The organism is Halohasta sp. A2, assembly GCF_056175805.1.
In genome coordinates this window covers 35,511-48,076 of the sequence record NZ_JAQFWV010000004.1, presented here as the reverse complement: position 1 = coordinate 48,076, position 12,566 = coordinate 35,511, and the positions used below count along the sequence as shown (strand labels likewise).

General features: G+C 61.6%; 13 protein-coding genes and 1 pseudogene. 1 reads left to right on the top strand and 13 read right to left on the bottom strand.

What is annotated here, in order from left to right:
* The 12 genes and pseudogenes from O2S87_RS02500 to O2S87_RS02445 form a co-directional block, all read right to left on the bottom strand.
* On the bottom strand, window positions 1-372 hold the full coding sequence (locus O2S87_RS02500; protein WP_475407226.1) for a DUF3209 family protein: 372 nt from the start codon (window positions 370-372) through the stop codon (window positions 1-3).
* A gap of 312 nt (window positions 373-684) precedes the next feature.
* Window positions 685-2,847, bottom strand: a complete 2,163-nt coding sequence (locus O2S87_RS02495; protein WP_475407225.1) for a glycosyltransferase family 2 protein — start codon at window positions 2,845-2,847, stop codon at window positions 685-687.
* Window positions 2,848-3,564: 717 nt separating this feature from the next.
* Window positions 3,565-4,785 (bottom strand): CbiX/SirB N-terminal domain-containing protein, encoded by a 1,221-nt coding sequence (locus O2S87_RS02490; protein ID WP_475407224.1) that lies wholly within the window; start codon window positions 4,783-4,785, stop codon window positions 3,565-3,567.
* Window positions 4,782-5,471, bottom strand: a complete 690-nt coding sequence (locus O2S87_RS02485) for a cobalamin biosynthesis protein (protein WP_475407223.1) — start codon at window positions 5,469-5,471, stop codon at window positions 4,782-4,784. Before O2S87_RS02485 ends, O2S87_RS02490 begins: the two co-directional genes overlap by 4 nt.
* The gene (locus O2S87_RS02480; RefSeq protein WP_475407222.1) at window positions 5,468-5,731 is read right to left on the bottom strand and encodes a ferredoxin; all 264 of its coding nucleotides are present in this window, start codon (window positions 5,729-5,731) and stop codon (window positions 5,468-5,470) included. The genes O2S87_RS02485 and O2S87_RS02480 overlap by 4 nt, the downstream gene beginning before the upstream one ends.
* A gap of 2 nt (window positions 5,732-5,733) precedes the next feature.
* Window positions 5,734-6,657, bottom strand: coding sequence for a precorrin-3B C(17)-methyltransferase (gene cobJ / locus O2S87_RS02475; protein ID WP_475407221.1), 924 nt, complete (start codon window positions 6,655-6,657; stop codon window positions 5,734-5,736).
* A 2-nt stretch (window positions 6,658-6,659) separates the two neighbouring features.
* A complete protein-coding gene (locus tag O2S87_RS02470) occupies window positions 6,660-7,535 on the bottom strand; it encodes a precorrin-3B C(17)-methyltransferase (protein ID WP_475407220.1) in 876 nt (291 codons plus the stop codon).
* Window positions 7,532-8,515: a cobalt-precorrin 5A hydrolase gene (gene cbiG / locus O2S87_RS02465; protein WP_475407219.1), complete on the bottom strand. Its 984-nt coding sequence runs from the start codon at window positions 8,513-8,515 to the stop codon at window positions 7,532-7,534. The genes O2S87_RS02470 and cbiG overlap by 4 nt, the downstream gene beginning before the upstream one ends.
* Window positions 8,512-9,420 carry a cobalt-precorrin-4/precorrin-4 C(11)-methyltransferase gene (locus O2S87_RS02460; RefSeq protein WP_475407218.1) on the bottom strand — a complete coding sequence of 303 codons (909 nt, stop codon included), beginning with the start codon at window positions 9,418-9,420 and terminating at the stop codon, window positions 8,512-8,514. Before O2S87_RS02460 ends, cbiG begins: the two co-directional genes overlap by 4 nt.
* Window positions 9,417-10,142, bottom strand: coding sequence for a cobalt-factor II C(20)-methyltransferase (locus O2S87_RS02455; RefSeq protein ID WP_475407217.1), 726 nt, complete (start codon window positions 10,140-10,142; stop codon window positions 9,417-9,419). Before O2S87_RS02455 ends, O2S87_RS02460 begins: the two co-directional genes overlap by 4 nt.
* Window positions 10,139-10,732, bottom strand: a complete 594-nt coding sequence (gene cbiT, locus O2S87_RS02450; RefSeq protein WP_475407216.1) for a precorrin-6Y C5,15-methyltransferase (decarboxylating) subunit CbiT — start codon at window positions 10,730-10,732, stop codon at window positions 10,139-10,141. The genes O2S87_RS02455 and cbiT overlap by 4 nt, the downstream gene beginning before the upstream one ends.
* Window positions 10,733-10,925: 193 nt before the next feature.
* Window positions 10,926-11,129, bottom strand: a pseudogene (locus O2S87_RS02445) (hypothetical protein); the annotation flags it as partial.
* Window positions 11,130-11,468: 339 nt separating this feature from the next.
* Between O2S87_RS02445 and O2S87_RS02440 the strand changes: the two are divergent.
* Window positions 11,469-12,071, top strand: a complete 603-nt coding sequence (locus O2S87_RS02440) for a hypothetical protein (RefSeq protein ID WP_475407215.1) — start codon at window positions 11,469-11,471, stop codon at window positions 12,069-12,071.
* A gap of 124 nt (window positions 12,072-12,195) precedes the next feature.
* Here the strand turns inward: O2S87_RS02440 and O2S87_RS02435 are convergent, their stop codons facing one another.
* A complete protein-coding gene (locus tag O2S87_RS02435) occupies window positions 12,196-12,516 on the bottom strand; it encodes a 4Fe-4S dicluster domain-containing protein (protein WP_475407214.1) in 321 nt (106 codons plus the stop codon).
* Window positions 12,517-12,566: the final 50 nt, after the last annotated feature.

The window sequence follows — 12,566 nt, the reverse complement described above, 5'->3', positions numbered from 1 at the left end:
CTAGTCTTCGACCGGGAACGTCTCGTGGAGCATATCGTGTGCGTCGCCGAGCCCCGAAAGGACGCTCTCGCTCTGGGCGGTGATTCGGTGGACAGCTTGTTCGGCATCCCGGACAGCGACAAGTCTCCCTCTTAAATAGTTGTACTCTGGATCGTCGCTGGGGGTGGTTGCGACTTCTTCTTCGAGGTCGACCAGGGCGGCGTCGAGGTGGCGTTCGATAGCGGCCAGCGAGTCGGCGTCGGCGAGGGCTTCGATTGGGCCAGTGAGGTGGCCATCGAGTTCTGTTTCGGCGTGTTCGCGGGCCGCAGGGTCTTCGGTTCCGAGGATGTTCATCAGTCCGAGCCGGAGCGCTTCGATCTCGTAACAGCTCATATACGTATCTGTGTGGAGTGAGTGACTAAACGGTGCTGTTTACTTTGGAAGCGGGAGTTTGGATTTGGCTCTTATCGAAGATAGTGAAACGCAATGTCTATTTCAGAGTTGTAAGGTGCAACCGTGCAACATAGAGAGGATGGATGCAGCAACTTGACGATTGCCGTGTCGTTGTTTTAGCGATTGTCATCGGTTCCGAACGAACCCAGCCACCGTCCACTCACTCGTCGGCCGACCCGTACAGCCCGTAGACGGTCGATCCGATCCCGAGGATACGGGGGGAGATACTGGGGGAGCGGATCGAATGCTCGCTCAAGCGTTCGCTGGGGGTGACGCCACGACCGACTGTGCTTTCCGTGTCACTATCCACGTCTGTGGGGCGCCAGCAAGCTGGAGGTACAGCGAGTGGAACTGGAGAATCCAGCCGAAGGCGATCCACAGGTAGGCAATGGCGACCGTCTCGACAATGCGGCGTGGAGTCGCCAGCTCCGAGATTGCCGGATCGTGGAAGACCGCGTACGCGAACGACACCGCACGTTCGGGAATGAGGAAGACGGTAAGTGCGACAACTACGGACAGCGATAGACCGAGCGAGACATCGAGGGCGAGAGTCGGGAGTGCAAGTGCCGGGAAGATTGCGTACACCGGCGCACTCAACGCAAGGAACAGCACCCACGACAGTCCAAGGCTCCGCCGTGGTCCGAGATGCCGCCACGAACGGAAGACATCGCTGATATGGCGACCGGCCACCTGCGCCCAGCCACGGGTCCACCGCTCGCGCTGCCCGAACAGCGACGTCCGCGTCCCCGGGAGTAGCTCGCGTGCCACCATCTCCGGAACGTACGCAACGTCCCAGTCAGTCTCGAGATACAGTCGGACCGTCAGGTCGATATCCTCGGTGAGCGTGTCGGTCGAGAAGCCACCGACATCCGTGAGAACCTCTCGCCGAAGCACTGCCGCTGATCCCGCGAAGTGGGCCACCGCGAGGATATCGGCGTTGAAGCGGTGGTCGATCCACGTACTGTGCTGTCGTTCCGGGCTGATGAACCGCGACAGCCGTGAGGCGTCGGTGTCAGTGGCCACCTTCCGTCCCTGAACGATCCCGATGTCCGGCTGCGCCGTCAAGATTCCCAGGGCGCGGGTGACGAATGCCGGGTCGACCGTCTCGTCGGCGTCGAGAATCAGAGCGTAGGGTGTCTCAACGTGATCCCACGCCGCGTTCAGGTCGGCAGCCTTCGAGCCTCCGGTCGCCTCAACGACCCGAACGCGGACTGGGTAGTCATCCTGAACCGCGTACATCAGCTCCTGCGTGCCGTCCGTTGAGCGGGCCGCCGGCACCAAGAGAAACTGGAGTGGCGCGAGCGCCGATACATTCTCCCGAAGCGACGCCGAGAGCGCATCGATTTCATTCATCGCCGTGACAACCACGGTGACCTCTGCATCTTCGAGAGATATAGGGTCGGCCTGTCCGTTATCACGATCTCGATGCCATGCGTGAACGAGCATCCCGTAGTTCAGCGCCACACTGACGAGAAGGAGGAGCATGAACGCACCGAAGACTGGTGGGAGCAGCCACGGCGCCGCGACGAACCCGCCCAACAGAAACGCGTTCACGATGACAAACAGAGTCAGCACGTGCTGTGCCACAGTCATGACGGGGCCGTCAAGGAACCGAAGCACGGGTGGGGCCCACCGAGGCGCACCGAGCACCGCAAGCGCGACGATTGCCGCTATGCCGGTCATAGTCGCAAGGATACGCCTCTCGGGCGATTGGAGCGTCAGCGTCCCTGTCTGTGCGCTCAGAGCCATCATGATCGCGCCGAGGATGCCGACGACGACCGCACCGAGCAGCAGGGCTTCCCAACGCCGGCGATCCGTCTCGGGTTTGGGAGGTATCGTCTGCGACATGAGCGTCCGCGCCCAAAACGCGTTGAGCAGCAGCGACGCGAACCCACTCGCGTACAGCACCAGCCCCGCACGCGGTACAGTCGGCCCCCATGAAAGCGTGAACAGGGACCCCGCGAATATCGACCCATGGCTTAAGCCCAACATCGTGGCGCGAGCACGGACGCTGCGCCTGACTGCGCGGACGTCGACAGTGAGCAGGAGTGCCTGGAATGCGGTGGCGAGTACTACCAACCGAACCGCGAGCGGGGCTGGAGTGGCCCACAAGATGTTGGCGGCGAACGCGGTACCGACAACGAACGTCACCCCCCCAGTGGCGACGACAACGGGGTGAAGTGTTCCCCCCGTCTCACCTCTGGGCGTCGTCCTGATTTCTGTCAACAGTGCGAAGAGCGCAAGGGCGGTACCGCCGATGGCAAGGAGCGCATAGCCCGCAGGCCGGGTGTTTGGGCCCAGCCCAACACCGATCATTCCCGAGAGCGCGACGGCGAGCGATAAGGCCCAGATGGTGGTGTACAGACGTCCCGAAGACACGATGTGAGGTGGCCACGATTCGAACGAGCTACTCATGTTGGCCAACTTCCCCCGAAGGTCTGACAGTTCTAACTGTACTCTGGTTCGCATAGTTATCAGATTACTTATGATCTGAACGCTTATAAACCATATATATACCAATAGCTATTTTTTAATATTATATTTATACCAATGGGTCGTCTTTTCTGATAACGGGCGGCTGGAGACTGATGCTGGGGGCGATGCGACCTGCTGGTCACACTCGTGATAGGGGTCGAAAGACGAGCGTAGACACGAGTCAAGGCGTTTGCGCAAGAATATCGAATTCACGTTCCAGGCGCGATGACATTCTCTGCAAGATACGCGCAGTCTATCTTGCACGTCAGCCAGTGACAATATCACTAATTCGATTGTTTCTCTGAGTTCGATAATAGCCTTGGATTTACTTTACAGATAGTGCTTCGAATAATCAGAAAGCCCCGACTGGCTCCGGTCGAGGGCCTCGCTGTGCTCCTCGGCCTACGGCCTCCGGTGCTTGCGTCGGCCGTCTTCCTGGAGCAAGTCGCCCCTTTCAGTCCTGCCCGAGAGCGGCTGGTCCACGGGCTGTGGGTGGGATTGAAAGGGGCCGAGCTATCGGCGAACCCCGGCGAAGTAAGCACTGCAGGCCGCTACGCGGCCGAAGCACGCAACGAGCCGCGGGAGCCGATAGCTCGGGGGTTTTCTGGTTGTTCACATTCGAATGGCCATCAACACGCAAAAACTAATTAAATATAATTAAAGCGTTTGGTCGACCAGATCGCTCACGATCCGGTCGCGGTCGAGGTGTGACGAAACGATCCGTTCGGCATCGCTCCCGTCGACACCCCCATACCAGACGTTCTCGGGGTAGACGGCGACCATCGGCCCCTCACCACACCGCCCCAAGCAGGACGACCGTGTGATTCGCACATCGCACTGATCCGAGTCACGGGCCTCCTGGCGAAGCCGCTCCAGGACGGCGGGCGCACCATCCGCTGCACAGGTCTGGTTCGTACAGACCGCGACGTGTTTTTCGGGGGCGTCATGGGTGTGGGGATCGTCGTCGACATCGCTTCGATCCGCATGCGTTTCCTGATGCGTCAAGGCTCGGAGCATCGCCCGCGCCCCACCAGTATCTTCCTCGTAGCCCGTGAGGTCGACCTTATACTTGCAGGTGTCACACGACATCTCGACGCTGTCGGTCCGAGCCTCCTGCCAGCGGTCGCCCAGCACGTCCAAGAGCCGCGTGTCAGTCCCCAGCGGATCGCCAGCCTTGGCGTCGACGTAGGGGTACTCCGAATCGAAGTCGTCGGTCCACTCCCGAATCCGACCCGTGAGCACGCCGTCACCGAGCATATACGGAACAACGACGATCGCGTCGGGGCGCTGTTTGGCGATGGTCGACAGCGAGTCGTCCAGGACTGGCTCAGTAATTCCAATAAACGAGGCCTCGACGTGCGAGAACTCACGGCCCTCATATAGCAGCCGCGAGAGCTTGTGAAGGTCGGCGTTGGCGTCGGGGTCGCTCGATCCGCGACCGCAGACGACCACCGCAACGTCGTCGACCGTGCGGTCGACGCCCAACTCCTTTTCGACCGTCGCTGCTCGGTCATCAAGGAGGTCGACAATCGCGGGGTGAATGCCGAGGTGGGCCCCGTTTTTGATCTCGGCTTCGTGGGTCGACCGTGCGCGCTGGACCGCGAGGGGAACGTCGTTTTTGACGTGACTTGCCGCGAACAACGAGAGTTGGACCACGGTTATCGAGTCGGCAGTCGAGGCCAACCCTTCGATGGCGTCCGGGATCGCGGGCTCGGCGAGTTCGAGGAAGGCCGCATCCACGGGGATCTCCAGCCGGTCTTCGAGCATCGCCGCCAGCTCACGGACCTGCTCGTTGGACTTCTCGCGCCGGGAGCCGTGTCCCACGAGCAGGACGGCCTCGTTGTCGACCGCCGAGATGCTGTTCCGAAGCTGGCTCATGAATCTGATTCGAACTGTGAACGATCGAAGTCGACGTCGGTCGCTTGATCGAGGCTCTGGACCAGTTTGCGGCGTCGGCTCGGCGCAAACAGACCGGTCTCGGCGGTGCCTTCGTAGAGCCACATCCCGAACTCGGCCGCGACATCGTCGTCGACACCGAACCAGTAGCCACCCGACGAAGTTGCCGAGAGGTCGCCGTACGGCGCGTCGACCGGACAATCGTCGATGAGTTGTTGGACGAGTTCGAGCAGGTCGGCGTCGTCATGGACGAACGAGACACCCACAGTGCCGCTTGAGGATTTGAAACAGATCGTCCCACAGCCCTCCAGAATTCCGCGAAGCAGGTCACGTCGGTAGTCCCCAAAGGCACTAAATCGGTAGTTCCCGCGGCCGTCGACCGGGAGGCCGAGCGAGCCACTCATCCCGAACAGATCGTCGCTCGTCACCTCGACGGTGTACTCGTCTTCGGTCTTCGTGAGGTCGGTGTTGTGGGCGTACTCGCGGCTGGTGGTCTCGTGGTCGACGTTGCCGTCGACGATCCGGCTGATCGTTTCGGCCGCTTGCTCGTCGTTGGTCGACACCGTGAGGTGGTCGCGGTGGACCTCGCCGTCACCGGCCACGCGACCCCAAAAATACGCGGTCGACGGATGGCCCGCCAGCAGGTCCTCGGGCGCGGCAAGGCTCATCGCTCTACCTCCTCGACGACGATGGCGTTCGTCGGACACGCCGCGGCCGCTTGGCGGGCCTCATCAATTCGGTCGTCGTCGAAGCTGGCGATGATGTCGCCGTCGACCTCCCGAACCTCGCCGTCGCCGTCGTAGATCGGATCGCCGTCGGGGTCGATGGTTGCCAGTCCGTCGTCGTCTTCGACGAACCGCGGGTCGCGGGTCAGACAGGCAAAGATGCCGTCGCAGGGGTCTTTTTTGAGGGTAACTTCGTAGCGCATGGTCAGTAGTCGTATTTGGTCTCGTAGCCGCGCGGGGTGACCATCCGGTCGTCCCAGACGTAGGTCTCTTCGTTGCCGACGAGAATCGTGGTCGTCATGTCGATGATATCCGTCTCGCCCAGTTCCTCTAGTTGGTCAAGCGTCGTGATCATGACCTCCTCGTCGTCTCGGCCTGCGCCGTGAACGATACCGACCGGTGTGTCAGGGCCACGGTGAGCCAGCAGGATCTCACAACATTTCTCGAAGTTGTCGCGTCGCTTGCGGCTCCAGGGGTTGTAGATCACGATGGTAAAACTCTCGCCTGCGGTCGCGTGGAGTCGGGATTCGATCTCCGGCATCGGGACGAGGTGATCCGATAAGGAAATCGAGACGGTGTCGTTGACCAACGGTGCACCAAGCAAGGCCCCACAGGACTGGGCGGCCGGGACGCCGGGGACGACCTCGAAGGCGACCATCGAAGCGGTCGCACCTTTCGATTCCAGAATTTCGAGGGCTAGCCCCGACAGCGCATACACGTTGGGGTCGCCGCTGCCGATAATCGCCACGTCGTTGCCCGCCAGCGTGCGGTCGATCGCCTCCTCCGTTCGGGAGACCTCCCCGCACATCGGCGTGTCGTACAGTTCGTCTGCTTCCGCTGTGATCTCCTCGGGCAACAGTTCGATGTAGGTGGTGTAGCCGACGATGTGTTCTGCTTCGAGGAGCGCAGCGCGTGCGCGCTGTGTCATCCCCTCCGGGTGGCCGGGACCGAGGCCCACGGCCGTGAGTTTTCCGGGGTCGGCGTCGAAGTCGTCGACCGTCGAGCCGATTTTCTCGTCGACTGACTGTTGTTTGGTCGACCCCGACTTGGCCGTACAGCCGCCGGATTCGTTGCTCGCCGATTCGCCTCTCTGCTCTGTGCTCGTGTCCGTGTTTGTGTCCGTGCTCATGATTAGAAATCCTCCACGTCACGCCCGCCGCGCGGGGTGACGAGGAACGTCCGATAGTCGTTTTCCCACGTTTCGGTCTCGTGATTCCCGATGATCAGCGAGGTGCCCATCCCCGACACTTTGTCGTCGTGATTGGTCGCCTCGCCGAGCGTCGTGATGAAGTGGCCCTCGCCGTTGCGGCCAGCGTCCTTCCGGCCAGCGTCGTTGACGATGGCGACGAGCGCATCGTCGACGCGCTCCTCGCGGACGATGTCGACCGCGCGTTCGTAGTTGCGCCAGCAGTTGTACAGAACGATCACGAAGTCGCTGATGGCGGCGGCCCGCAGCTTCTGTTCGATCTCGTCCCACCCACGCCACTTGTCCGACAAGGAGATGGTGCAGAAATCGTTACACAGCGGCGCGCCGACCATCGCCCCACCGCCCAGCGCAGCGGTCACACCGGGGACGATCTCGATGGGGATGTCCGTCGCCTCTTCTTCGTCAGCCATCTTGAAGATCAGGTCGGATTTGCCGTAGACCGAGGGATCGCCACCCGAGACGTGGGCCACGTCCTCGCCCGCGCGGACGCGCTCGAAGGCGAGCTTTGCAAGCTCTATTTGTCGGCCCATCGTCGACCGGATGATCTCCTGTTCGTGACCGTTCTCGCGGGTGACAAACCCATCGTCGTCGACCTGATCCTTCGGGGGCAACGTTCCGTCCTCGCGCAGGAATGCCTGATAGAGATCCGAGACGATCACGCAGTCGGCGGTCTCGATGACCTCCTTGGCGCGCTGGGTCATGTCGTCGGGAAGTCCCGGCCCGATACCCACGACCGAGAGTGTACCGAAGTCGTCGGGTCTGTCGACGGCCGTCTCTGCGTCGGCCAGTTCGCTACTCATCGGCCGATCGCCACCGTGACTTCGTTCTCGTAGCCGATCTTTTCGAGCAGGAGTTCCTGCTCACGACCACCGGCGATCGCCGAGGCCTCCGAGACGCCCGGCCAGCCGATCAACTCCTTCGACCGCGAGGGCGTCGGTCCCTCGTGGTCGAGCAGCGTCTCCTTATCAAAGGCGACGACACCGAGACCGACTTGTTCGGCCGCTTTTAAAAGTCCCTCCTCGTCTTCCTTTCGGGTCGCGGTGGCGACGAAGTCGACATCCTCGAACCCGTAGTCGGTCTCATTGAGGGCGGTCTCCCACGCCGCGATGAACGACTCGGCCGACGCACCCGAGACGCTACCGGTCCCAATGACGATTCCCTCGTCTTTGTTCCGTTTGAGAACCGTTACATCATCGCCGACGAGGACTGCTTTCGGGCCGTCGAGTCTGGCGACTGGACCGAGATTGTCGTCGAGGACTGCGAGATTGGTTTTGATCGTCGACCGACCATTCACCACGTGCGAATCCATCGCCTTCGCGCGGGCTTCGACACCCTGCTTGCCTGCGGCCTCAGAGGCCGTCGTCATCGCCGGAATCGCGCCCATCGTGGCGAGGTCTTGTGCCACTTGGTTCGCGCCGTGGTGGCCGCCGGTGATCGGAATGGCCCAGGTGAGCTCTTCGTCGACGACACAGATCGCGGGGTCGTCCCACTTGTCGTCGAGCAGGTGGGCGGTTTTGCGCATGGCGATCCCGCTGGCCATCAGGCCAATAAAACAGTCGTACTCGCCCCAGTGCTCATCGAAGACTGTGCCGTGGTACTCGATGATGTCGATTTTCTCGTAGCGGTCGGCGAGTCCCGTCTTGATCTCTTCGGCGGTCTCCATCTTTCGGCCAAAGGAGATGATCGCGATCTCCTCGGCGACCTCGCCGTCGCTGTCGGCGACACTACAGTGGCCGCCGGAACCGTCTGTGCTCTCTGAACTGTCTTTGTCAGTGCTCATTGTGTTGTCTCCTGGTCGGCTGTTTTTGCATCGGTATCGCTGTTCGAACCGCGGTTCGCCCAGCCATCGTAGAGGAACGACCGCTCGTAGCCCGCGCCCGTGACTGCCTCGCCGATGATGACCATCGCCGAGGCGCGGTGGCCCGCATCTTCGAGAATGTCACCTATCGTGCCGATAGTTCCGACCATCACGTCCTCGTCGGGCCACGAGGCGTGGTAGACCACCGCAACCGGAATGTCCTCGTCGTGGCCGTCTTCGATGAGTCGATCCATCGTGTCGGCGACCGCGTGGGTACCGAGATAGATGCAGGTCGTCACGTCGCCCATCCCGACAAAGTCGCTGATGTGGTCCTCTTCGGCGGTCAGCGTCTTGCCCTGCGGCCGGGTGAACGCGACGTGGTTCGAGACCTCATTGAGCGTGAGTTGGGTTCTGAGGGTCGCACTCGCCGCAAAGGCAGAGGTGACGCCCGGGACGAGATGCGTGGGGATGCCCTCGTGTTCGAGCGCATCCATCTGTTCGAGTGCCGCCCCGTAGATCGCCGGATCGCCACTGTGGAGCCGGACGACGTTTCTGCCTTCTTTATAAGCATCCCGCATCAGCGGAATCAGCTCTTCGAGATCCTTCCCGATCGAGGTGACCGTCTCGGCGTGCGAACAGTACTCGTCGAGCACTTCGCTGTTGACCAGCGAGCCCGCGTGGACGACGAGGTCGGCGTCTTCGAGGAGTTCCTTGCCTGCGACTGTGAGGAGGCGAGGGTCTCCTGGACCGGCTCCCACGAACGGAATTCCTGTTTGCTCGTCGCCTGCACTGTGATCGAAGATCCGGTCGTCGAGTTCGGCGCGTCGACGCTCGCCTTGTGCATCGATGGCGGACTGTGGGTCCGTTTCGCCTGACTCGTCGCTCATGCCTCGCCCTCCTCGCTGTCGCGTTCGTCGGCCTCGCTAGCGGCGAACGTCGCGGTCGCTGACTCGATATTCAAATCCCGTTTCACTGCGTAGGCCAGCGTGTAGTAGTCCCGATCGTCGATCTCGCTGGGATCGTTGGTAACGGTCGTCTCGCCTTGCTCCATGTAGAGCCGTCGACCGTAGGTCACGTCGTAGCCCGCCTCAACCAGTTTCTCGTGAGTCGCGGGCGCGTCGGTCACTTTGAAGAGGATCATCCGATCCGGGCCGGTCGGCGCGTGGCCGTTGGCGGCTTCCCGTAGCGAGAGGCCCGCCCCGGCCTCGATTTCGACATCCAACGCGGTGGCAAAGGCGGTCATCGCGCTGACGCCGGGGACGATTTCGACCGCTACGTCGGGATGAAACGCATCGAGGGTTCGGCGCAGATGCCCGAACGTCGAGTAGACGTTCGGATCGCCAAGCGTGACGAAGGCCACGTCACCCTCGCAGGCTCGCGGGGCGATTTCGGCGGCGGCGGCTTTCCACGCCTCCCGAAGTTTGTCCTCGTCGCGAGTCATCGGGAAATCGAGGTCCCCGATCTTTGATTCCGGGACGTGGTTCAGCGCGACCGTCCGCGAGAGTCGACCGGGCGAGTAGACGACGTCGACCGATTCGAGGACTTCTTTCCCGCGAACCGTGACCAGATCGGCTTGTCCGGGACCGAGCCCGATACCGTACAGCGTCACTGTGTGGCCTCCACCGGCTCGCCGTCGGTGCCGCCATCGCCGTCCTCGCTGGCACTCCCGACGAGCATATAAACGGGGTTGTCGGAGTTGAAGCTCGTCGCCCCGGCGAGTTCGTAGCCGTGACTCACCTGAAACTGGACGACCTCTTCGAGAATCCCCCGGTCGCGGAACGCCTGGGTGGCGCGGCCAGCCACTTCCAGCCGCGAGACGTTCATCACGATCCGGTCGACACCCGTGTCGACGGCGTGGTCGAGCACCGCCTCGAAGTTCCGGCTCCCGCCCAAAAAGAGGGCGTCGGCCTCGGCGGGAAGTCCCTCGGGAGCCTCGGCGTTTCTGAGGTCGACTTCTGCATTGATCAGGTCCTCGTTGGCCGCGAGGTTCTTTTTCGTGACTTCCAGGCGCTCGGCTTTGCGTTCGAGGGCGGTCACGCGACCCGCGCGCCGAGCGGCCTCGATAGTTACCGCGCCGGTACAGGAGCCGACCTCGGCGAAGTGGTCTCGGTCGCTAAGATCGAGTTTCCCCAGCAGTACCGACCGAACCTCAGACTTGGTCGGTCCAGCCTTGGCGTCGTGTGGCAGCGCAATTGGCATTGGCACTGTCGACTGACCCCGCCAATAAAACAATTTTGCTTGTGGTAGCGAAACTTCGGTTGGATAACTCGGTCAGCGCTCCTGTTCGGGTGTGGTAAACGGTAGCGTTGCGGCCGTCAGCGTGGTGACGGTTGCGGTTCGCCAAAAGAACGACGCGAGCACCGACAGCGGCACGAGTCCGATAGCGAGCGTCGACGGTCTTTGGTATAAGGACGCTCTGGATCTCCCTCTCGTCGCCCTCTTTCTGCTTGCCTGTTCTGACCTCCGCGTTCTCCGAGACAGACTGGGCGGCGTTTTCGGCCCAGTCGGGCGTCCGAATCGTCTCGTAGCGGTCGGGATCGTTGAACCGGACGTCAATGTAGTCGTCTTCGGTGTCTACGGACTGTACGTCAGCCATACCACTGCCTCGACAGCCAGTCGCTATAACGTCGTGCGGGCTATCGATGGCTTTGTTATCACTCACCCCGGTCTCAGCGAGTTCGGAGTTCAACCAGGGTGTACCGCTTTCCAACCCCGAAAACGGCTGAACGCAGTCGATTGGACAGTTAGAACGGGGCCGACTCTGTAGGCAATACGGTGTCGATAGGATACGGTGTCGACAGGGGTAGATTGATTACTGTAGGTTAGAGTGAAAGAGGTGTATGCCAACAGGGTTCAATGAGTGTGCGGTGGCGCATCACAGCAGTGGTCGACGATCACACTCGGTCGGCACGGCGAGTGTGTGGGGGACATCTCGATGACGAAGACGACCGACGACGAGGCGTTCAGCGAGACACAGCGAGCGATCCTGGAAACCGCGCTGTCGAACCCCTCGCTGTCGAACGCCGACATCGCCGCCGAAACCGGTGCGCGGATCACGCTCGTCAGAGATACCCGCAACGAGTACGAAGACGAGGTCGAACTCGCCGAGGGTGCCGAACGGCCGGTCGAAACTCCCGTTGATGAAGCAATTGAAGACTCCGAAGACACCGACACAGCAGACCCAGTCGCCGCCAGCGACCTTTCAGCCCAACAGCGCTCGATCCTGCGTACGGCGGCGGCTGACCACGAACTCTCGAACGCCGACATCGCCGCCGAAACCGGCGCGCGGCTCACGCTCGTCAGAGACACTCGCGACGAGTATGAAGGCGTCGTCGACCTTTCAGACAACGACTCAGTCAGCCAGGAGTCCGCCCCCGTCGACGAGACGAACCCTGCCCGAGGGACCGACTCCTCGGAGTCACCGAGTACCGAAAGCACTGACACCAGAAGTAGTAGCCCACAAGGACTCGATACGAACGTCATCCTCGCTGTGCTCGTGATTCTCGTGTTGATCGTCATCGGCATCCTCTTTTTCTAACTGGATCGATGACTCGACGGGACCCCGTTTTGGTCCTCTCGGCCCTTTGTTCTTGTTACGCTGGGATTCATGACAGAAACCGCCGTCTCGTCGGGTATTTATAAACACCGTCGTTGAACGACCGTCATTTTCGACTGCCGTCGACATCAATTGCGTCGACCGGACAGATGTCGACACAGAGCATGCAGTCGATACACTGGTCCTCGCGGGTGGGTTCGACCTTCCGCTCGCTGGCGGGGTGGTCGGGGGTCTCAACCCACGTAAAGACGTCCACGGGACAGTTTTCGAGACAGGCTCCGTCGGCCACGCAGATGTCGTAGTCGACCGCGACGTGGGTGCCGTGGATGCCCAGTTTCTCGGGTGGATCGACCGGGCCCCAGACGTCGACCCCGTTTTCTTCGCCGACTTTCTCCCTATTTACATCGAAATTTGGGTCGATAGCCATTGCTGAATCCTCGTGAGGCGGCTACTTAAGGGCGTTCTCTACGACTCAGG

Bases quoted from the DNA above. Each gene is read 5' to 3' on its own strand.
- O2S87_RS02440 (WP_475407215.1), top strand. From the start codon at position 11,469: ATGACGAAGACGACCGACGACGAGGCGTTCAGCGAGACACAGCGAGCG.
- O2S87_RS02460 (WP_475407218.1), bottom strand. From the start codon at position 9,420: ATGAGCGACGAGTCAGGCGAAACGGACCCACAGTCCGCCATCGATGCA.
- O2S87_RS02435 (WP_475407214.1), bottom strand. From the start codon at position 12,516: ATGGCTATCGACCCAAATTTCGATGTAAATAGGGAGAAAGTCGGCGAA.
- cobJ (WP_475407221.1), bottom strand. From the start codon at position 6,657: ATGAGCACGGACACAAACACGGACACGAGCACAGAGCAGAGAGGCGAA.
- O2S87_RS02490 (WP_475407224.1), bottom strand. From the start codon at position 4,785: ATGAGCCAGCTTCGGAACAGCATCTCGGCGGTCGACAACGAGGCCGTC.
- O2S87_RS02485 (WP_475407223.1), bottom strand. From the start codon at position 5,471: ATGAGCCTTGCCGCGCCCGAGGACCTGCTGGCGGGCCATCCGTCGACC.
- O2S87_RS02495 (WP_475407225.1), bottom strand. From the start codon at position 2,847: ATGAGTAGCTCGTTCGAATCGTGGCCACCTCACATCGTGTCTTCGGGA.
- cbiG (WP_475407219.1), bottom strand. From the start codon at position 8,515: ATGAGCACTGACAAAGACAGTTCAGAGAGCACAGACGGTTCCGGCGGC.
- cbiT (WP_475407216.1), bottom strand. From the start codon at position 10,732: ATGCCAATTGCGCTGCCACACGACGCCAAGGCTGGACCGACCAAGTCT.
- O2S87_RS02480 (WP_475407222.1), bottom strand. From the start codon at position 5,731: ATGCGCTACGAAGTTACCCTCAAAAAAGACCCCTGCGACGGCATCTTT.
- O2S87_RS02470 (WP_475407220.1), bottom strand. From the start codon at position 7,535: ATGAGTAGCGAACTGGCCGACGCAGAGACGGCCGTCGACAGACCCGAC.
- O2S87_RS02500 (WP_475407226.1), bottom strand. From the start codon at position 372: ATGAGCTGTTACGAGATCGAAGCGCTCCGGCTCGGACTGATGAACATC.